16 protein-coding genes are annotated in these 20770 nt (G+C 70.4%); 4 read left to right on the top strand and 12 right to left on the bottom strand.

The window, feature by feature from the left end; genetic code table 11:
• Positions 1 to 26: 26 nt before the first annotated feature.
• The 5 genes from BIU99_RS12605 to BIU99_RS12585 form a co-directional block, all read right to left on the bottom strand.
• Entirely contained in the window at positions 27 to 887 is an 861-nt protein-coding gene (locus BIU99_RS12605) for an ABC transporter permease (RefSeq protein ID WP_071261493.1), read from the bottom strand.
• Positions 884 to 1807 (bottom strand): ABC transporter ATP-binding protein, encoded by a 924-nt coding sequence (locus tag BIU99_RS12600; RefSeq protein WP_083397338.1) that lies wholly within the window; start codon positions 1805 to 1807, stop codon positions 884 to 886. The genes BIU99_RS12605 and BIU99_RS12600 overlap by 4 nt, the downstream gene beginning before the upstream one ends.
• A 221-nt stretch (positions 1808 to 2028) precedes the next feature.
• The gene (locus BIU99_RS12595) at positions 2029 to 2601 is read right to left on the bottom strand and encodes a hypothetical protein (RefSeq protein ID WP_064293900.1); all 573 of its coding nucleotides are present in this window, start codon (positions 2599 to 2601) and stop codon (positions 2029 to 2031) included.
• Positions 2602 to 2693: 92 nt separating this feature from the next.
• The gene (locus tag BIU99_RS12590) at positions 2694 to 4034 is read right to left on the bottom strand and encodes an MATE family efflux transporter (RefSeq protein WP_256374753.1); all 1341 of its coding nucleotides are present in this window, start codon (positions 4032 to 4034) and stop codon (positions 2694 to 2696) included.
• A 65-nt stretch (positions 4035 to 4099) separates the two neighbouring features.
• Complete coding sequence (locus BIU99_RS12585) at positions 4100 to 7015, bottom strand: VTT domain-containing protein (protein WP_071261490.1); 2916 nt, start codon at positions 7013 to 7015, stop codon at positions 4100 to 4102.
• 150 nt (positions 7016 to 7165) lie between these two features.
• On the opposite strand from BIU99_RS12585, the gene BIU99_RS12580 reads away from it, so the two are divergent.
• Entirely contained in the window at positions 7166 to 9145 is a 1980-nt protein-coding gene (locus BIU99_RS12580; protein ID WP_071261489.1) for a M13 family metallopeptidase, read from the top strand.
• Between the two features lie 362 nt (positions 9146 to 9507).
• Positions 9508 to 10947, top strand: coding sequence for an argininosuccinate synthase (gene argG / locus BIU99_RS12575; protein WP_071261487.1), 1440 nt, complete (start codon positions 9508 to 9510; stop codon positions 10945 to 10947).
• A gap of 248 nt (positions 10948 to 11195) precedes the next feature.
• Here argG and BIU99_RS12570 read toward each other — a convergent pair whose 3' ends face one another.
• The 5 genes from BIU99_RS12570 to BIU99_RS12550 all read right to left on the bottom strand — a co-directional run bounded on the left by BIU99_RS12570 (position 11196) and on the right by BIU99_RS12550 (position 15911).
• Positions 11196 to 12332: an FAD-binding oxidoreductase gene (locus BIU99_RS12570; RefSeq protein WP_064293896.1), complete on the bottom strand. Its 1137-nt coding sequence runs from the start codon at positions 12330 to 12332 to the stop codon at positions 11196 to 11198.
• Positions 12329 to 13414 carry a Gfo/Idh/MocA family oxidoreductase gene (locus BIU99_RS12565; RefSeq protein ID WP_083397333.1) on the bottom strand — a complete coding sequence of 362 codons (1086 nt, stop codon included), beginning with the start codon at positions 13412 to 13414 and terminating at the stop codon, positions 12329 to 12331. Before BIU99_RS12565 ends, BIU99_RS12570 begins: the two co-directional genes overlap by 4 nt.
• Positions 13414 to 14184, bottom strand: a complete 771-nt coding sequence (locus BIU99_RS12560; RefSeq protein ID WP_064293895.1) for an amino acid ABC transporter ATP-binding protein — start codon at positions 14182 to 14184, stop codon at positions 13414 to 13416. The genes BIU99_RS12565 and BIU99_RS12560 overlap by 1 nt, the downstream gene beginning before the upstream one ends.
• Positions 14181 to 14969: an amino acid ABC transporter permease gene (locus BIU99_RS12555; RefSeq protein WP_071261486.1), complete on the bottom strand. Its 789-nt coding sequence runs from the start codon at positions 14967 to 14969 to the stop codon at positions 14181 to 14183. Before BIU99_RS12555 ends, BIU99_RS12560 begins: the two co-directional genes overlap by 4 nt.
• 69 nt (positions 14970 to 15038) lie before the next feature.
• Positions 15039 to 15911 (bottom strand): ABC transporter substrate-binding protein, encoded by an 873-nt coding sequence (locus BIU99_RS12550; protein ID WP_071261542.1) that lies wholly within the window; start codon positions 15909 to 15911, stop codon positions 15039 to 15041.
• A gap of 208 nt (positions 15912 to 16119) precedes the next feature.
• Here BIU99_RS12550 and BIU99_RS12545 point away from each other — a divergent pair, with 208 nt between their 5' ends.
• Complete coding sequence (locus tag BIU99_RS12545; protein ID WP_071261484.1) at positions 16120 to 17190, top strand: LacI family DNA-binding transcriptional regulator; 1071 nt, start codon at positions 16120 to 16122, stop codon at positions 17188 to 17190.
• 223 nt (positions 17191 to 17413) lie between these two features.
• On the opposite strand, the gene BIU99_RS12540 is transcribed toward BIU99_RS12545, so the two are convergent.
• Both BIU99_RS12540 and BIU99_RS12535 read right to left on the bottom strand, forming a co-directional pair.
• A complete protein-coding gene (locus BIU99_RS12540) occupies positions 17414 to 18058 on the bottom strand; it encodes a cyclopropane-fatty-acyl-phospholipid synthase family protein (RefSeq protein WP_071261482.1) in 645 nt (214 codons plus the stop codon).
• A gap of 259 nt (positions 18059 to 18317) precedes the next feature.
• Positions 18318 to 19862 (bottom strand): leucyl aminopeptidase, encoded by a 1545-nt coding sequence (locus BIU99_RS12535; RefSeq protein WP_071261481.1) that lies wholly within the window; start codon positions 19860 to 19862, stop codon positions 18318 to 18320.
• A gap of 87 nt (positions 19863 to 19949) precedes the next feature.
• Between BIU99_RS12535 and BIU99_RS12530 the strand changes: the two genes are divergently transcribed.
• Positions 19950 to 20726 (top strand): hypothetical protein, encoded by a 777-nt coding sequence (locus BIU99_RS12530; protein WP_139205425.1) that lies wholly within the window; start codon positions 19950 to 19952, stop codon positions 20724 to 20726.
• The last annotated feature ends 44 nt before the right edge of the window (positions 20727 to 20770 follow it).

Raw genomic sequence — 20770 nt, 5'->3', positions numbered from 1 at the left:
ACCCACCGGAACTGACAGTTCGCGGGCTAGGAGCGGCGGACCCAGCGGAAGGTGAGTCGGGTGAGGACGAGGCCGATGATCGCCCAGACGACGAGGACGAGCGCAACCGTCGGGAGGTCCCAGCCACCGGACGGCTCCTGCGAGGCGAACCCCTCCGGCAGGAAGACGGAGCGCATGCCCTGCGCGATCCACTTGAGCGGGAAGACACTCGCGACGTTCTGCAGCCACTCGGGGAGCATCGTGAACGACAGGTAGACGCCGGAGATGAACTGCAGCACGAGCACGATCGGGATGATGACGGCCGTCGCGCTCTTGCCCGTGCGGGGGAGTGCCGACAGGGCGATGCCGAGGACGGCCGACGTCGCGATGCCGAGCAGGTAGACCCAGGCGAAGGTGAGCCACCGCTCGGGCTCGGTCGGCAGGGTGACGTCGAACAGGAACCGCGCGACGAGGAGCAGCAGTGCGATCTGGAGCACCGAGGTGACGAGGACCTGCCCCATCTTCCCGAGGAAGTAGGAGATCACCGGGAGCGGGCTGCCGCCGAGACGCTTGAGGGTGCCGTCGCTCTTCTCCGTCGCGATGTCGGTCGCGAGGTTCTGGACGCCCGAGAGGAGGATGCCCGCGGCGATCATGCCGGGCAGGTAGAAGGCGGCCTGACTGACCCCGCCGGTGCCGTCGGGCGCCTCGCCCACGTTCCCCATCGCGCTGAAGGCGGTCGAGAAGATCGCGAGCATCACGACGGGGAAGAGGAAGGTGAAGAACACCTGGTCGCCGGAGCGGAAGTAGATGCGGGTCTCGTAGCCGATCCGGCTCGCTCCGAGTCGGAGGGTGCGTCCACGGGGGAGTGCCGGGACGAGGGGGGTCGTGGTGCGGTCGATGGCGGTCATGCGCCGACTCCTGTCGTGGTGACCTGCGTGGCCGGTGACGGTGCTGCTGATGGGGTGGTCGACGACGCAGCGCCGTCGGCCGCGTGGACGAGCCCGAGGTAGATGTCCTCGAGGCTCGGACGGACGACCTCCAGGTCACGCGGTTCTCCACCTGCGGCAGCGGTGAGGGCGGCGACGCGGGCAGCCGGAGTCTCGGTCCGTTCCTCGCGGAGGCCGTGCTCGTCGCGCCAGCGCACCACCGGGATCCGGGCCTCGGCGCCGCCGATCTCGTCGACCGCGCCGATCTCCACGAGTCGACCCGCCGCGATGACGGCGACGCGGTCGGCGAGCTGGGCGGCTTCGTCGAGGTAGTGGGTGGTGAGGAGGATGGTCGTACCGTCACGTTTGAGCGAGCGGATGAGGTCCCAGAACTGCCGACGCGCCTCGGGGTCGAACCCGGTCGTCGGCTCGTCGAGGAAGAGGAGGGCCGGGCGGCCGACCACCCCGAGGGCCACGTCGACCCGGCGACGCTGACCGCCCGAGAGCTTGCCGATGCGCGTGCCCGCCTTGCTCGTGAGCCCGACCGCCTCGATGACCTCGTCCACATCCCGCGGATCCGCGTAGTACCGGGCGAACTGTGTGAGCTGCTCCCGGACCGTGACGTTGGCGGCCTCGGCGCTCGACTGCAGGACGATGCCGAGGCGGGCCTTCCAGTCGAGACCGCCCTTCGCCGGGTCGACACCGAGGACGCTCGCCTCGCCGCCCGTCCGGTGCCGGTAGCCCTCGAGGATCTCGATCGTGGTGCTCTTCCCGGCACCGTTCGGGCCGAGCAGGGCGAAGGTCTCGCCCGGGTGGATGTCGAAGGAGACCCCGTCGACGGCGGTGAAATCGCCGTACTGCTTGCGCAGCTCGCGGACTTCGATGATCGGTCGTGTGCTCATGGTGACCATGCTCGTCCGCTCCGACGCGCGCCGGTAGCGGTGGAGGGGCTGATCCTCGTATCCACCGATCGGTTGATACGGGCATAGACGGGCGCCGGCGTGGCCGCACCGCGGTACCCGGGTCGAGTGCTGTTCTTCCTGGCCCAGCTGAGCCGCGCCGACGGGAACGCCCGCCCACCCTTGCGCGGGTGGGCGGGCGTCGGCCTGGCAGAGCGGAAACGCTATCCGGCCAGCGCGGTCGCAGCGATGACGACCAGATCCTCCACGTTCTCGAAGCCCGCGGTCTCCTTCGTGAGCGTCGTGAACGGGACGCCGACGACGGTCTGCCCGTCGATCGAGGTGGTGAAGGTACCGCCGGCTTCGGTGACCTCGCCGCCCGCGGCGGTGGCATTGGCAGCGGCCGCGGTGAGTGATGCGGCACCGCCGGAGAGGACGGCGTAGCTGCCGGAAGCCGCGCCGGCTTCGAAGCTCAACATGCACACGACCGGCAGATCGCCCACGACGCTGGCGGGTGTGAAGGAGGCCTTCGCAGCAGCGATACCGGCTGCCGGGACGGACACGCCGCTCGCCGCGCTGAGGGTGTTGACCTGCTCCTCCGTGCACTTCGCGCCGCTCGCAGCGGGCGCCTCCTCGGTGGCCTCCGTCTCCGGCTCACTGCTCGCCGAGGAGGTCGACGCGGGCTTGGAGTCGGACGGTTCCCCACCGCTGCAGGCGGAGAGCCCGAACAGTCCGAGGACGGCGACCGCGGTCACGGCGGACACGCGGAGGCGGTGGTGAGCGAAGTGGAGTGGCATGGTGGTTCCCCCTGAACGGTGTGGATCGATGTCGCCTCCAGACTGGCGTGCCGGCGTTGCGGCCTCAATGGGGACAACTCCCCAATCGTCGTTCAGGCGCCGGTGCGCATCCAGGTGGTCGTCCGGGCACGGAGGCCGAGCGTCGTCGCCCGCGCACCGAGATAGCCGACGAAGAAGGCGAGCGCCAAGCAGGTGAGTCCCGCCTGCCCGCCGGGTGCCCAGGCGAGGACCGCGAGCGCGAACGGCAGGAAGACGAGCGTGTTGAGCAGCCCGGTGATCGCGAGGTACCTCGCGTCACCGGCGCCGATGAGGACGCCGTCGAGGACGAAGACGACGCCACCGAGCGGGGTGGTGACGGCGAGCACGACGATCGCGGGCACGATGAGCGCCGCGAGGTCGGGGTCGCTCGTGAAGAGCAGGCCGATGACCGGGCTCGCGAGGGCGATGACCAAGCCGAGCACGATCCCCGAGCCGACGCCCCACTGCAGACAGCGGACGAGGACGGCGCGCACCCCTGCCACGTCGCCGGCCCCGAGTCCCTTGCCGACGAGCGCCTGCGCGGCGATCGCGAGGGCGTCGAGCGCGAACGCGAGGGTGGCGAAGAGGGTCATGACGAGCTGGAACCCGGCGAGTTCGTCGGTGCCGAGGTCGGTCGCGACGAACACGGCGATGAGCATCGCGGCACGGAGGCTGACCGTACGGAGGAACAACCACCCACCGGAACGGGCCGCTCCACCGAGGCCGGCGCGGTGCGGGCGGAGACGCGCTCCCGTCCGCCGCACGTGGCGCAGGACGACGACGAGGTAGGCGACGACCATGCCCCACTGCGCGATGACGGTGCCGATGGCGGATCCCGCGATGCCGAGTCCGAGGCCGTAGATGAAGAGGAAGTTGAGGCCGATGTTCGCGGCGAACCCGGCGCCGGCGACCACGAGGGGGGTGGTGGTGTCCTGCAGGCCGCGGAGGAGCCCGGTCGCTCCGAAGACGAGCAGCATGGCGGGGATGCCGAGCATCGAGACACCCAGGTAGGTGTCGGCCTGCTGGGCGACGTCGTCCGTCGCGCCGAACAGCCCGACGAGCGTGGGGGAGAAGAACCAGCCGGCCGCACCGATCACGACGCCGAGCCCGAGCGACAACCAGAGGCCGTCCACCCCGAGCGACACCGCACCGCGTTCGTCGCCGTGTCCGAGGCGTCGGGCGACCGCCGGTGTCGTCGCGTAGGCGAGGAACACCATGAGTCCGATGACCGTCTGCAGGACCGCGCTCGCGACCCCGAGACCGGCGAGTGGCACGACGCCCAGGTGGCCGATCATCGCCGAGTCGGCGAGCAGGAACAGCGGCTCCGCCATGAGCGCGCCGAGCGCCGGGACCGCGAGCCGCAGGATGTCGCGGTCGACGGGCCGCAGCCGCCGCCTGTCCTGTCCCGTGCTCACCCGCCGAGCCTAGCCTCGGGCGGTGACACGCCGCGTCGCCGTCCGAGACGGGACGAGTCGACGGCCTACCGCGCGAGCAGCGATCCGCTCAGGCCAGGGAGGTCGCGCAGGCGGATGCCCGTGAGGAATCCCGCGGCAGCGGCGTAGGCGACCCGCGGTTGGTCGGCGTCCTCGCGACAGGCGAGGAGCAGCGGCACGGCGGTGGCGCCCAGGCGCTCGGCGACGTCGGCGATCTCGGTGAAGCCGACGAGCGGGTCGACCCGGTGGGCGATGCCGGCCATCGTGCGCACGGCGACGCCGTCGGGCTCGGTGCCGTCCTGTGCCAGCCCGGAAGCAGCGAACGAGACCATGGCCACGCCCTCCGACGCGAATCGTCGGCAGGCGTCGGTCAGGGCCCGCTCGACGGCTCGGCTGGTGCGTTCCCCCGACGCTGTACCCGCACCCGCACCCGCACCCGCACCCGCAGCCGTGTCGACGTCGTCGTCCGGCAGAGCACGACGTACCGCGTCGAGCGCCCACCCGTGCACGATGCCTCCGGCCCCGGGGATCGGCAACCAGGACACCGCCGCGAGCACGGTGCCTGCGGCGTCGGTCACGACGGAGACCCGGACCGCGGCAGCCGGCTCCTGGTCGTCGCCATCGGGGGCGTCGATGCTCGAACCCACCGTGAGACCGAGCTCGGGCACGTGCCGGTCGGACACCCACACCGACGACAGCGCGCGGATCTGGCTGCGGAGCTCCCACGGCAGTTCGCGCGCGGGCAGCAGGATCGAGGTCGTCGAATCCGCGCCGATGGCTCCCGTCGCATCGTCCGGACCAGCGGGTTCTGATGCACCCGCCTCGCCGAGGTCGAGCACGAGGTCTCGACCGAGCGGCGACACCCGCCAGCCCTCGGGCACGATGCGCGCGTCGCGAGTGGCGAAGACCGCCGGGGTGAGCCCCTCCTGCTCGGCCGCCGTCGCGAACGCCGTCACCGCTGCTGCTGCACCGCCGGGGTCGCCGATCGGCTCGCCGAGGGCCAGCGCGACGCCGGCGTGCTGCTGGTAGGCGACCGCGTGTCCACCGTCGGCCGTGACGAACACCCGGTTCTCGGGGCGGAGCGCCGAGGCCGCCAGCGGTCCGCCGCCGTGTTCGCGCAGCAGCTGCGCCGTCCTGGCGCGTGCTCGCCGCGCACCGGGACCGATCGCCCCGGGCAGGCGTCGCCTGGTCTGGTTCGCCGCGACCCGGAACGCGTGGCGCGACAGTCCGAGGACCACCGCCTGTCCCACCCACAGGACGCTCGCGGAGATCCAGATGGTCGACGCCACGACCGGCACCTGGGCCAGCCAGGCGAGGGCGATGAGGGCGAGGGTGACCAGCAGGTTGCCGACGGTGAGCACCATCGCCGCCCACCAGGCCCAGCGATGACCACGGCGGAGCCAGTTCGCGATCACCAGGATCGCGACGGTGTCGACCCCGACGTCGAGGATGGAGCCCTGCGTCAGGGTGGTCGAGCCGAGCGGCCCGTCGAGCGGCACGAGGGTGACGAGCAGCTGCACCGCACCGATCACGAGCAACCCGGCGACCGCGAAGAGTCGCCAGTCGCGCATGGTCGGTCGTGGAGTCGACCGGTGCTCGCCGAGGAGGAGGCGGGCCACGACGACGAAGACGACGGTCGTGATGAAGTGCTCGAGGTCGTCGATCTTCCCGACGTAGAGGAGCGCGATCGACACCCACGACAGGAGCAGCAGCCGCCAGCGCAGCCGGTAGGGGGAACGCATGAACGCGGTCGCGGTCGCGACGCAGGCGAGGATGCCGCAGCTCGGACCGACGTCGAGCGTGGTCACGAGGGACTGCGCCCACGGCCAGTCGAGCCGAGCCAGCGCCAGGGCCGCACCGAGGGCTCCGAGGACGCCGACGAGATGCCCGGTCACGAAGATCGCCGACGCCCGCAGCGTGCCGAAACGGACCTCGACCCACCCGCCGAAGACGGCCGCGCCGACGATCGCGATGAGGTAGGCGAGCGGGTCGGCGGTGATGAACATGCCCGTCAGGACCGTCCACCAGCGCCCGGCGTCGAGGCTCGGCACCCCGTAGGCGAACGCCGGGTACCAGGCGGCCTGGTCGATCGGGCGCCACAGGCCACTGGTCACGACGCCGAGGGCGACGAAGACGGTGACGAAGGCGGTGGTCGCGGGGGTCGTCCGCAGGGCCCAGCGCAGCGGTGTCAGGACGACGGCGATCGCGGCGCGCAGATCGGTGCGGACGGGGGCCGAGCCGGCAGGGGTGGGCGGCGTGTCTACGCGGTCTCCGGCGTCGGTCGTGGCCGAGGCCGGGCCGGATGGCGACAGCAGTTCGTCGAGCTCCGCCTCGGTCATCGACACGGGCGCGCGATCGGCGGCCGGCTGGGCAGCCCGACGACGGATCCGGAACACGACGACCACCGCGATCACGACGGCCGCGGCGCCGGCCAACGCGAGTGCCGCCCAGGAGAAGCGGTGCAGGAATTCGGTCGCAGCGCTCCCCAGGATGGTGACGACGGTCACCACGAGTGAGGCCCAGGCGATGCCACCCGCCGCATTGGCGACGAGGAAGTGCGGGTACGTCATGCGGAACATACCGGCCAGCGGTCCGGAGAAGACGCGGAGGACCGCGATGAACCGTCCGACGAACACCGCCCACGGCCCCCACCGCCGCATGAGGTGCACCGCGGCGCCCAGCCGCTTCGGCCCCACGTGCTTCGGGAACCTGCGGTTCAGCACCGACAGGAGCCGCCGACCGTATCGCTTGCCGATCCAGTACCCGACCGAGTCGCCGAGGATCGCACCACCGGCGGCCGCAGCGGCGACGAACACCGGATTCAGGCCGCTCGACGCGGCGAGGAGGGTCGCCCCGATGAGCACGGTCTCTCCCGGCAACGGCACGCCGAGGCTTTCGACCGCGACGACCAGGAAGACGACGAGGAGCAGGACGCCGGGCGGGAAGTCGGCCAACCAGTCCACGCGGGCTCCTTCCGGCCGGGTGGGTCAACGGTAGTCCCTCGTTCCCCGAAGCGCTCGCGACGCTCCTCCACAGGACTCCGTCCAGAGCGGCACGCCCGCTCTGAGAGAACACCCGAGCCGTGATCAGGTGCCGTCGCTAGGCTGATCCGCATGACTGACGCGCAGCTCGCCTCCGGCATCGACCGTTCCGAACTCGACCCGGCCGTGCGGCCGCAGGACGACCTCTTCCGCCACGTGAACGGCAAGTGGATGGACCGCACCGAGATCCCCGACGACAAAGCTCGATGGGGATCGTTCCACCAGCTGGCGGAAGACGCCGAGAACGCCGTCCGCGACATCATCGAGGAGTCGCAGACGAACCCCGACGGCGAGGAGGGTGTGAAGATCGGCGCCCTGTACGCGAGCTTCATGGACGTCGACCGTGCCAACGCCCTCGGAGCGACCCCGCTCGCCGACCAGCTCGCCCGCGTCGCAGCGGTCGACTCCATCGATTCCTTCCTCCGTCTGTCCGGCGAGTTCGAGGCCGAAGGGGTCGGCGGCTTCCTGCAGCTCTTCGTCGACAACGACCCGGGCAACCCCGAGCGCTACCTCGTCTTCGCCGAACAGGGCGGCATCACGCTGCCCGACGAGTCCTACTTCCGTGAAGACACCTTCGCCGAGATCCGCGACGCCTACCGCGCACACCTCCAGACGATGTTCGAGCTCGCCGGCATCGACGACGCTGCCGCACGCGCCGACCGCGTGTTCGCCCTCGAGACGGCGATCGCGTCCAAGCACTGGGACAACGTCGCCACCCGCGACAGCGAGAAGACGTACAACCTGTACTCGTGGGACGAAGCGGCGGCGCTCGCCGCGGGTGCCGACCTCGACGGCCCGGACCTCGCCGTCTGGCGCGACGCGATCGGCGCCGCCGACGCGGTGTTCGCCGAGATCGTCGTCCGCGAGCCGAGCTTCCTCGAGGGCCTCGGCGAACTCCTCGTCGCGGAGCAGCTCGAGTCCTGGAAGGACTGGCTGGCCTGGAAGGTCGTCCACGGTGCCGCTCCGTACCTCTCCGAGGAGTTCGGTCGCGCCAACTTCGACTTCTACGGCAAGACCCTCACCGGCACGCCGCAGCAGCGCGAGCGCTGGAAGCGCGGCGTCTCGCTCGTCGAGGGCATGCTCGGCGAGGCCGTCGGGCGTATCTACGTCGACCGACACTTCGGCGCCACGTCGAAGGACGAGATGGACGTCCTCGTCGGCTTCCTCGTCGAGGCGTACCGCGACAGCATCGAGAACCTCGAGTGGATGAGCCCCGAGACCCGCACGCGCGCGCTGGAGAAGCTCGACAAGTTCACGCCCAAGATCGGTTTCCCCGTGAAGTGGCGCGACTACTCGGCGCTGGAGCTCGAAGCCGACGACCTGCTCGGCAACGTCCGTCGCGCCAGCCGGTTCGAGATGGACCGCGAGCTCGGCAAGATCGGTAAGCCACTGGACCGCGACGAGTGGTTCATGACGCCGCAGACGATCAACGCCTACTACAACCCCGGTTTCAACGAGATCGTGTTCCCGGCCGCCATCCTCCAGTACCCGTTCTTCGACGCCGGCCGCGACGCCGCCGCGAACTACGGGGCCATCGGCGCGGTCATCGGCCACGAGATCGGGCACGGCTTCGACGACCAGGGGTCGAAGTTCGACGGCGACGGCCGACTCACCGACTGGTGGACCGAGGCCGACCGCGCGGCGTTCGAGGAGCGCACCGCGTCGCTCATCGAGCAGTACAACGCGCTGGCTCCGGCCCAGGTGCCCGACCACCACGTGAACGGCGCCCTGACGATCGGCGAGAACATCGGCGACCTCGGCGGGCTCGGCATCGCCTGGAAGGCGTACCTGCTGTCGCTCGAAGGCGCCGAGCCGCCGGTCATCGACGGCCTCACCGGCGCGGAGCGGTTCTTCCTCTCCTGGGCGCAGGCCTGGCAGCAGAAGGGGCGCGACGCGGAGGTCATCCGACTGCTGTCGATCGACCCGCACTCGCCGAACGAGTTCCGCTGTAACCAGATCGTCCGGAACATCGACGCCTTCTACGAGGCGTTCGGCGTCACCGAGTCCGACGCCGCATGGCTCGCCCCCGAGGAGCGCGTCACCATCTGGTAGTGCCGCGTCTCGCGGAGCCTGTCGCCCCCTGCCGATGACCCCAGTAGTGGGACATGTGGGAGGGCGGTCGACGCTGCGAGAATCACTCTGGAGTCGACGAATCGTCATCCCGATGCACTCGAGAAGCTCATGGCGCGAGACCCGAACAGCGCCTGAGTGGACCTGGTCCGATCCGTCCGGTTCACAGCAGCGTCGCCGTCGATATCGCCACAGCCCCCGCCGTCCCCCGGCCCGGGCGAGGCGGTACCGGCGGCGACGTGCTCCGCTCCGGTTCATTCGCCCATTCCTGGGCGAATGGGCCTTCCGTCGCCCAAGAATGGGCGAATGAACACCGTGGCGCGCGAACCCGTAGAATCGCAGGCGTGTCTAAAGTCTTGAGCAGCCTCCCCGTCGGCGAGCGCGTCGGCATCGCCTTCTCCGGAGGTCTCGACACCTCCGTCGCCGTCGCCTGGATGCGCGAGAAGGGTGCCGTCCCGTGCACCTACACCGCCGACATCGGCCAGGCGGACGAACCGAACATCGGCGCCGTCCCCGACCGCGCCAAGGAGTACGGCGCCGAGATCGCGCGCCTCGTCGACGCGAAGTCGGCGCTCGTCGAGGAGGGCCTCGTCGCCCTCCAGTGCGGTGCGTTCCACATCCGCAACGCCGGCAAGACGTACTTCAACACGACGCCGCTCGGTCGCGCCGTGACGGGCACCATGCTCGTCCGCGCGATGAAGGAGGACGGCGTCGACATCTGGGGCGACGGCTCCACCTACAAGGGCAACGACATCGAGCGGTTCTACCGCTACGGTCTGCTCGCCAACCCGCGCCTGCGCATCTACAAGCCGTGGCTCGACGTCGACTTCGTGAACGAGCTCGGTGGCCGCAAGGAGATGAGCGAGTGGCTCGTCGCCCGCGACTTCCCGTACCGCGACTCGACCGAGAAGGCGTACAGCACCGACGCCAACATCTGGGGCGCCACCCACGAGGCCAAGCGCCTCGAGGAGCTCAGCTCCGGCATGGAACTCGTCGAGCCGATCATGGGCGTACCGTTCTGGCGTGAAGACGTCGCGATCGCCTCCGAGGTCGTCACCGTCACCTTCGAGGCCGGTCGCCCGGTCGCGCTCAACGGCGTCGAGTACGCCGACGCGGTCGCGCTGGTCCTCGAGGCCAACGCCATCGGTGGTCGTCACGGCCTCGGCATGAGCGACCAGATCGAGAACCGCATCATCGAGGCGAAGAGCCGCGGCATCTACGAGGCCCCCGGTATGGCGCTCCTCCACATCGCGTACGAGCGTCTGCTCAATGCGATCCACAACGAGGACACGGTCGCCAACTACCACAACGAGGGCCGCCGACTCGGCCGCCTCATGTACGAGGGCCGTTGGCTCGACCCGCAGTCGCTCATGCTCCGTGAGTCCATCCAGCGCTGGGTCGGCTCCGCCGTCTCCGGCGAGGTCTCGATCCGTCTGCGCCGCGGCGACGACTACACGATCCTCGACACCTCGGGCCCGGGCCTCAGCTACCACCCCGACAAGCTCTCGATGGAGCGCGTCGGCGACGCGGCGTTCGGTCCCGACGACCGTATCGGTCAGCTCACCATGCGCAACCTCGACATCGCGGACTCGCGCTCGCGGCTCGAGCAGTACGCAGCGGCCGGCATCGTCGGCGGCGCGACCGCCGACCTCGTCGGCAAGCTCGAGCAGGGTGAGGCGCAGGAGATCCTCGGCGGCGAACTCCTCGACCCGACCGCCGACGCCCTCGAGCGCGCGACCGATCTCGCTTCCGAGGGTGCCGCGTTCGACTCCGGCACCGACTAGTCGCACCTCGCAACGCCGGACGCCCGCCGCACTCCAGGAGTGCGGCGGGCGTTCTGTCGTGGTCCCTCCCGTTCCGTTCTCAGGAGTCCTGCGGCGTGTCGACCTGCAACTCCGCCGACACACCGGACGACTCCTGAGTTGGGGACGGCGGGGGTTCACAACTCAGGACCGGTGCGGCGCGTCCCGCCGGGCACGCCGGGTGGCCGATGCGACCCGCCGGGCCGTCCTGAGTTGTGAACCGACCAGGCCTACGCGGGGACGGGGGACTCCGCGTACCGCTCGGGCCGGAAGGTCGCGAGCAGCGGCGAGGGTTCGCCGTCGACGATCTCGTCCGCGAGGAGTTCACCGGCGATGAGCCCGAGTGTCGCACCGCTGTGGCTGAAGGCCGTGAAGAGGCCCGGCAGCTGCGGGACCGCACCGAAGACCGGCTCGCCGTCCCCGGGGATCGGCTTGTAGCCGGCCCCGATGTGGTCGAGTTCGAGGGTCGGGTTGCCGGCGAGCACCCGCGATCCCTCGGCCAACAGCCGCTCCACGGTCGAGTCCGAGATGTGCAGCGAGCCGTCGTCGCGGACCTCGATCTCCTCCTCCGACCACGCGGAGTCCAGCGCGAAGCCGCCCTCCCTGGTGCGACGGACGGCCACCTTCGGCGTGTTGAGGACGGCGACGAGCTCGGATGCGGCGGGCTTCGTGAACGCGACGAACGCGGCCGGGCTCTGGTCGCCGATCGTGATGCCGAGTGCGGCGAGCTGGGCCGGGACGTCGGGACCTGTCGCCAGCAGGACCGCGTCGGCTTCGATGCGGTCGCCGTTCGCGAGCACCGCACCCACGGCACGTCCACCGGACGAGGCGATCTCGGCGCCGGCGTCCGTCACGATCCGCCCGCCGCGGGCGACGAACTCGCGGGACAGCACCTCGATCACGGACGGCAGCTCGACCCAGCCCTCGCCCGGGTTGAAGATCGCGCCCTCCGCAGCCACGGCGGCCGGATCGACACCCGGCGTGACCGAGGCGACCTCCTCCGGAGCCAGCCAGCGGGCGTCGTAGCCGATGCCGCGCTCGTAGGCGAAGGTCTCCGCGTAGGACTCGCCCTCCGGTGCCCACATCAGTCCGCCGTCGAAGCGGAGGAAGTCCGCGCTCGGGATCTGCGCGGCGAAGGTCCGCCAGCGGTCGATCCCGAGGACGCGGAGCGCGTGGTACTCGCTCGACCGCTGGGCTGCGGAGTTCAACCAGGCGAGCGATCGTCCCGAGGCGCCGCTGGCGAGGGAGCGGTCGGTCACGAGGGTCACGTCGGCACCTCGGCGGGCGAGGGCGACGGCGCTGGACGTTCCGAGGATGCCGCCGCCGATCACGACGACGCGTCGGCTGGTCTGGGTGGTGCTGCTCATGCTGTCTGCTCTTTCTGTTCTGGAGTGCTGCGTTCGTGAGGTGCTGCGGCCGCGTGGACGGCCTCGATGATCTCGAGGACGGCGATCGCGTCGGCCGGATCGACCGGTGGAGGGCCGCCGTCGTGGAGGGCGGTCGCCAGGAGGCGGGTGAAGGCGGCGTAGTCGCCGTCGGCCATCGGGACGGTTTCCGTCGCGCCGTCGATGCCGATCGAGCCCCAGCCGGACGGCTCGCGCCGGCCGAATCCCTCGTCGCGTGGGTCGGCACCGGCCTTGAGCGCGGGTTCCTGGCCGTCGAGTCCCCACGAGGTGTAGGCACCGGACGATCCGAGGGCGCGGAACCGCGGGCCGGCTTGGGCGACGAGCGACCCCATCCACAGGTGCGACCGGACCCCCGAACGGTGACGGAGCGCCACGAAGGCGTCGTCGTCCGCGACCGCTCCGGGCCGGACGACACCGAGTTCCGCCTGGACGTCCTCGACCTCGCCGAACAGTTGGATGGCCTGGTCGATCACGTGCGTGCCGAGGTCGTAGAGGATGCCGCCGCCCTCCGCTGCGGTCGCGGCCGTCTTCCACGATGCGGGCGGATCGGGCTTCCACCACTCGAAGCGTGACTCGAAGCGATGGACGTGCCCGAGCGCGCCCTCGTCGAGCAGCCGCCGCACGGTCAGGAAGTCGCCGTCCCAGCGGCGGTTCTGGAAGACCGTGACGAGGCGGTCGGCGGCTGCAGCACGATCGACGACCGCCCGGCCCTCGGCCGCGGTGACGGCGAACGGCTTGTCGACCACGACGTGCAGGCCGGCGTCCAGGGCGGCTGTCGCGAGCGCGGCGTGCGTGCCGGACGGCGAGCCGATGACCACGAGGTCGAGCTCGTCGGCTCGGGCGAAGAGCTCCTCGACGGTCGACACGACCTGGACACCCGGGTACCGGCCGAGCGCCTCGGCCCGTCGATCCGGGTCGGAGGTCACGACGAGGTCGAGCGAGTAGTCGGGAGCCGCGGCGAGGAACGGCGCGTGGAACACCGCGCCGGAGGTGCCGAAGCCGATGACGCCCGTCTTGATCGTGCCGGAGACGCGTGCCGCCATCAGAGGACCTCGGAGAGGAAGCGCTGCAGGCGGGGACTCTGCGGTGCGTCGAACAGCTGCGACGGGGTGCCCGCCTCGACCACACGGCCCTCGTCCATGAACACGACCTGGTCGGCGACCTTGCGGGCGAAGCCCATCTCGTGGGTCACGACGAGCATGGTCATGCCGCGCTGCGCCAGGCCGGCCATGAGGTTGAGGACGCCCTTCACGAGTTCGGGGTCGAGGGCGCTCGTGGCCTCGTCGAACAGCATGACCTCGGGTTCCATCGCGAGTGCCCGGGCGATCGCGACGCGCTGTTGCTGGCCGCCCGAGAGGTCGCGGGGTCGGTGGTCCGATCGTTCGCCGAGTCCGACGTCGTCGAGGCGTGCTGCCGCGACCCGGAGCGACTCGCTCTTCGACATGCCCTTCACGTTGCGGAGCGCGAGGGCCACGTTCTCGAGCGCGGTGTGGTCGGGGAAGAGGTTGAAGTGCTGGAAGACGAGGCCGACCCGCGTCCGGAGCCGTTCCGGCTTCATCTTCAGGGCGCTCTCGCCGGCGAGGAGGACGTCGCCGGACGTGGGCTCGTGCAGGCGGTTCACCCCGCGGAGCAGCGTCGACTTGCCCGAGCCCGACGGCCCGATGATGCACGTCGTGGTGCCGGGCTCGACGTCGATGCTCACCTCGCGGATGACCTCGATGTCGCCGTACGCCATCGAGACGTCGCGGAGCTCCAGGCTCGAGCCGCGGTAGAAGTGCCCGTCGGTGACGGGCAGGGGAGAGGTGTAGGTCATGTGTTGCTCCCGGTGGTGACTGGCAGGGGTGGCTGCACCTCGTCGAGTTCGTCGAGGCCACTCTTCGGCGGGGTGGCCTTCCGGCGTCCCGTCCGGAAGCGGTTGTCGAAGAAGTTGACGAGGTGGGTGAGGGGCACGGTGATGACGAGGTAGAACAGCCCCGCCATGACGAGCGGGGAGAGGTTGCCGGTGAGGACGGCGGCGTCCTGACCGACCCGGAACAGCTCGCGTTCGCTCACGAGGAGCCCGAGGAAGTAGACGAGGCTCGAGTCCTTGACGATGGCGATGAACTGGTTGACGAGCGCGGGAAGGACCCGGCGGATGCCCTGCGGCACCACGACGAGTCGCATCGCCTTGCCGTAGCTCATGCCGAGTGCTCGGCAGGCCTCGAGCTGCCCGCGGTCCACGCTCTGGATGCCGGCGCGGAAGATCTCGCCGATGTAGGCGGATGCGATGAGGCTGAGGGCGAGGATGCCCAGCGGATAGGGCGAGGGGCCGAACAGCTGCTGGCTGAAGCGGGCGAAGCCCTGGCCGATGAGCAGGATGGTGAGGATCGCCGGCAGGCCGCGGAACACGTCGGTGTAGATCCGCGCGGGCACCCGGAGCCAGCGTGAGGGCGAGATGCCCATGATGGCGATGATCATGCCGAGGACGACGCCGATCACCGTGGCGGCGATCGAGATGACGAGGGTGTTCACGAGCCCGGTGCCGAGCAGCTGCGGGAACACCTGCCACATCGCGTGGAAGTCGAAGAAGGTCTTGATGATGCTGTCGAGCCAGTCCATGCTGTCTGCTCCTGAGGGGTGGGATGGTGTGGTGCGGGCCGATGCTCGGCCCGCACCACGAGACGGGGACTACTCGGTCGACGAGGTCGGGCTGGGGCTGGAGGTCTGCTCCGCCTTCGGGAGGTACTGCTCGGGCATCGGGGAACCCGGGAACCACTTCTGGTAGAGCTTCTTCCAGGTGCCGTCCTCCATCGCCTCGGCGAGGGCCTTGTCGAGGGCCTTCTTGAACTCGGGCTTGTCCTTCGCGATCGCGAACCCGGCCGGTGCGTCGAAGGACGGGATGTCGATGGCGTTGACGAGCCCGTACTGGGCCGCGTACTCCTTCGCTGCCTCGTAGTCGAGGAAGTGGGCGTCGATGCTGCCGCTGTTGACCGCCGAGATCGCCGAGTTGTTGTCGGGGAAGCGCACGAGCTCGGTGTCGGTGAAGTGCTTGACCGCGTAGGCCTCCTGGAGGGTGCCCTGGACGACGCCGAGGCGCTTGCCGGCGAGGCTGTCCGCGTCGGTGATGCCGGAGTCCTTCGCCGCCATGACCGTGAGGTACCCGGCGAGGTAGCCGTCGGAGAAGTCGACGGTCTGCTCGCGTTCCTTGGTGATGCCGATGGCGGCGACGCCGACGTCGAACTGGCCATTCGCGACGGCGGAGAGGAGGCCGGAGAAGTCCTGCCCGGTGAAGACGACGTCGTCGATCCCGATCCGCTTGGCGACGTCGGTGAAGAGCTCGACGTCGAAGCCGGTGAACGTCCCGTCGGCGTCGGTGAAGGTGTACGGCTTCGAGTCGCCGAGGCTGGCGACGCGGATCTGTCCGGGGGTGATGAGTCCGTACGGGTTGTCCTCGGTGCTGCTGGCGGTTCCGGCACCACCGGAGCACGCGGAGAGGATGAGGGCGGTCGCCGCAGCGACGGCGAGGAGGGCCGTCCTGCGGAGGGTGAAGCGATTCGTCACGGCGAGTCCAATCGTGGGGAGGAGTTCGTGGTGCGTGGAGGGAACCGTCGGCTCGTGTCTTGTGGACGCCGTCAGCTCCATTGCTGTCGTTCTGCTGGTGAGACCGGTCTCAATGTCGTAAGTTGAGACCGGTCTCAACAGGTTGTCCAGGACAGTACCCTGGTTCTCGGACAACGTCAACGACGCAGCAGACCCCATCGGAGGGCACATGGCAACGGATCCGGGTACCGGCAGACGCGAGGCGACGGTGTCGGACGTCGCGAAGGCGGCTCGGGTCTCGAAGGCCACGGCGGCCCGCGCGCTCGGCGACTACGGGGCCGTGAGCGACGACGTGCGGGACCGTGTGCAGGCCGCCGCGGAACGCCTCGGTTACCGCCCGAACGCCCTCGCGAAGAGCATGAACACGGGGAAGTCGAACACCATCGGGGTGGTCATCGGCGACATCGAGAACCCGTTCTTCGCTCGTGCGACCCGGGGGATCTCCGACGTCGCGCAGGCCGCCGGATTCGACCTCATCCTCGCCAATTCCGATGAGGAGGTCGACGCCGAGACGGCAGCGATCGAGCTCCTCCTCGACAAGCGCGTGGACGGGTTCATCGTCACGCCCGCCTCCTCGATCGAAACGAGAAGTTTACAAACGGCGCTCGCCGAGGGGCGTCCCGTGGTGCTCCTCGACCGCCGTGCGGCCGGTATGGAGGCCGACACGGTCGTCGCCGACAACGCCTCCGGGGCGGCCGCGGCAACCCGGCACCTCCTCGCCGCCGGACACCGTCGGATCGCGTTCATCTCGACGCTCGGGCACGGGGAGCCGTATGCCTCAGGGGACGATGTCGGCTCCTCCTCGGTCGGCGATCGCATCGACGGCTTCACGGGTGCCCTCCGGGAGGCCGGCGTCGAGGACCCGGCCGCATCCGTCCACCTCAACGCGCGTGCGGAGGGGATCGACGTCATCACCCGGAGGGTCCTCGGCGACCCGGACCCCGTGACCGCGATCATCGCCTCCGACAGCCTGGTCGGTTCCGCGGTCTTCCGGACCATCCGCGAACTCGGGCTCGCGATCCCCGACGACGTGTCGCTCATCGCCTTCGACGACGCCGACTGGACGAGCCTCACCACGCCACCCATCACCGTCGTGTCGCAGCCGATCTACGAACTCGGGGCGGAATCCGCACGCCGGTTGATCGCCCGGATCGGTGGGGCGGGGGCAGACGCGGAGGAGTTCGTGCTCGCCCAGACGCTCATCGAGCGCGGCTCCGTGGGTGCGCCCCCGACCCGCTGATCCGTCGATCTCGGTTCTTAACTCAGGACTGCTGTGGCGTGTCGGGTGCGACACGCCGGTCGGGCGTCGCGACGCGCCGAGACGCTCCTGAGTTAGGGACGGGGGGATCCGGTTTGAGCCGGGATGCACGGCGGGTGTTGTTGTGTCCCTAACTCAGGACCTCTGCCGCGTGTCGGGTGCGACACGCCGGTCGGGCGTCGCGACGCGCCGAGACGCTCCTGAGTTAGGGACGGCGACGGAGGACGAGGACGCTGTCGTCGAGCTCGGCGGGCTCGCCGTCTGGCCCGATCGCGGCGCGCGCGACGAGTCCTGCGGTGACGACCTCCCAGTCGGTCGCCTCAAGCTCCAGCGACGCGTGGACCTCGTCGGGCGTCGGGAAGTGCGCGTGCGCGATGTGCTCGGTCGCCCAGGGCGGCGGACCGGCGTGGCCGACGACGAGGAGGGTGCCGCCGGGAGCGACCGCCGATGCCGCGCGACGGAGGACCGCCTCCCGCGGGAACTCGACGGGGGAGTGCAGGAAGGTCGCGGTGACGAGATCGAACGACGCTGACGGTTCCCACTCGACGAGGTCGGCCTGCACCCAGGTGATGCGGTCGGCGACCCCCGCCTCGCTCGCGGTCGACGCTCCGAGGGCGAGCGCGCTCGGAGAGATGTCGACGGCGGTCACGGACCAGCCCTGCCGGGCGAGCCAGACGGCGTCCGCGCCCTCTCCACTGCCGAGTTCGAGCGCGGTGCCGGGCGCCAACGCGTCCACCTCCCGCTCGAGGGCGGCGTTCGGCTTGCCGCTCCACACCTGGCCGCGGCTGCTGTAGCGGTGCTCCCAGAAGGCGGCGGGATCGGTGATGGCGGGCTCGTGCTCGGGGTTCATGGCATCAGCCTGCCGTGACACCGGCTGCGAACAGCCATTTCTTGCCGGAACGGCAACTGATGTTGTCGCCGCGCGGCCTTCGACACTTCGACAGGCTCAGTGACCGGGCTGCGGCTCAGTGACCGGGTTGCGGCTCAGTGACCGGGTTGCGGATGGGCTGATCCGGTCACTGAGCCTGTCGAAGTGCTCGCGGGGAAAGACGGTCCGGTCGCCGCCCCTCGACAGGCTCAGGGACCGGGCATCGACGCCGCGTTCTGCGTCAGGCGCGGAAGTTGAGCGCCAGGTCGATCAGGAGGCGCGTGCCGTACCCGGTCGCACCCTTCGACCGCCACGACTCGTCCGACTCCACGAGCATGGTGCCGGCGATGTCGAGGTGCGCCCACGGGATGTCGCCGACGAACTCCGCGAGGAACAGCGCGGCGAGCGTCGAACCGGCGAACCGGCCGCCGATGTTGGCGAGGTCCGCGACGTCCGAGTCGAGCTGTTTGCGGTAGCTGCGTTCGAGCGGCAACTGCCAGAGCTGCTCGTCGGTGGCCTTCGATGAGGCGAGCGTCTGGTCGACGATGCCCTGGTCGGTGCCGTGCACGGCCGCCGTCTTCGTGCCGAGCGCCATGATCGCGGCACCGGTCAGCGTCGCGATGTCGACGATCGCGTCCGGCTCCTCTTCGACGGCGAGGCTCAGGCCGTCGGCGAGGACGAGGCGACCCTCCGCGTCGGTGTTCTTGATCTCCACGGTGGTGCCGTTGCGGAACGTCAGCACGTCGCCGAGCATCGTGGCCGAGCCCGAGGGCATGTTGTCCGTGCACATGAGGAACGCCGTGACGCTACTCGTGCAGTGCAACTCCTCCAGCGCCGTCATGGCGGACAGGATCGCTCCGGCGCCCGCCATGTCCATCTTCATCGCCGCGTGGGACGGGTCGGACGGCTTGAGCGAGATGCCGCCCGAGTCGTACATGATGCCCTTGCCGACGAGTGCGAGGTGTCCTGCGGCCTCGATCGGCGAGCCGTCGTCGTCCTTCGGCGTGTACCGCAGCTTGATCATGCGCGGTTCCTCGACGCTACCGGCGTTGACGCCGAGCAGGCCCGCGAGACCGAGCTCGATGAGCGCGTCCTTGTCGAAGACCTCGACGTCGAGCCCGTTGGCGGCACCGAGCGTCTCGGCCACCTCGGCGAGGTCGGTCGCCGTGAGATGTCCGGGAGGCGTGTTCGCGAGATCGCGCGCGAGGTTCGCCGAACGGGCGAGAACCTCGCCACGGTGTGCGCCCGTCGCGGTCTCGGGCAGGTCTTCAGCACCGGCGACGAGGTGGAGCGCGACGAGCGGGGTGCGCTTCGTCTCCCGCTTCAACTCGGTGTAGCGGTACCGGGCGAGGAGCGCGCCCTCGACGACGAGCTGCCCGGCGGAGGCCGGGTCGAGGTCGAACGACCGCGCCACGTCGAGGCCGATGCTCGCGAAGGAGGATGCCGCACGGGCGAAGGCAGCAGCGATGTCGCGGAGGGCTGCCGGGGTGCGCTTCTCGGGTGCACCGACGCCGACCGCGATGTACGTCGGGGCGTCCTGGCTGGGGATGACGAGCGTCTGGCCGATCTCGCCGGTGAAGCCGGCGCGGGTCAGCGCCGCGCGGTCGAGTCCGAGCGCGGCGGGGATGTCGTCGCCGGCGCCGTCGGCTGCGGGGGCGACGGCCAGGCCGATCGCCTCGACGCCCTCGGGGAGTTCGATCGCGACGCTCAGCTCGACCGCCTCGGCGTCGAGTGAGGGGGTGCGGGAGAAGGTCGGCGGGATCAGCTTGGTGGGGCGGGATGGCATGCAGCGTCCTTCGTCTCGGAATCGGGCTGGATCCATCGTATGGGCCTCACCTGGCCGCTGACGCGAGGGGTCTGGCAGGATGCCGGGATGGGTGCATGGGGAACGGCGATCTTCTCGAACGACACGGCGTCGGACATCCGCACCGAGTACCGCGAGTACGTGCAGGACCGGGTGCCGGACGACGAGGCGACGCGACGGACCATCGCGTCGTTCGCCCATCTGGTGGAGCGCGAGGACGGTGAGCTGTGGATCCCGCTCGCGGCCGCGCAGAGTGAGGTCGGCCGTCTCGATCCCGAGGTGCGGACGCGGGCGCTCGCGGCGATCGATCGCGGTGCCGACCTCGAGCTGTGGGCCGAAGCGGGCCCGGGGGAGGTCGCCAGGCGGACCGCGGCCCTCGATCGTCTCCGCGAGCAGCTCCTCGGCCCGCAGCCCGCACCGAAGCGCCTCCGACGATCGTGGCGCCATGTGGAGGACGACCTGACGCCGGGCGACGTCCTCGCGTTCACGGCGCCGAACGGACGGACGGCCCTGTTCCGGGTCGCCGGCATCCATCGGTCCCGATACGGTGACTCACCCGAGCTCGACGTGCTGGACTGGGTGGGCGAGCAGGTCCCCGGGCCGGAGACCCTGGCGACGCTGCGAGCGAAGCGCGAGCCGGCCTCGGGCAATCTGCCGGAGCGTCCGGTCGTCTGGCGGCCGGATCGGTTCCGCAAGACGGACCCGGTGTGGCACGAGGTCGGCTTCGTCCGTGTCGCACGCCACGAGGGGTGGCCGAACCGGCCGGGCCGGACCCCTGGTCACTCCGGCCTCTGGCGGGTCCTCAACCTGGTCGTGACCCGCGACCTCCTCGACGGGACCTGGTGAGGTGAGGCGGATCGTCGCTCGCGGGGTGCGCGGGCGACGATCCG

The organism is Plantibacter sp. MMLR14_011 (genome assembly GCF_001865025.1).
In the GTDB taxonomy this organism is placed as follows: domain Bacteria; phylum Actinomycetota; class Actinomycetes; order Actinomycetales; family Microbacteriaceae; genus Plantibacter; species Plantibacter flavus_A.
This window is presented reverse-complemented; position numbering and strand designations above follow the sequence as displayed.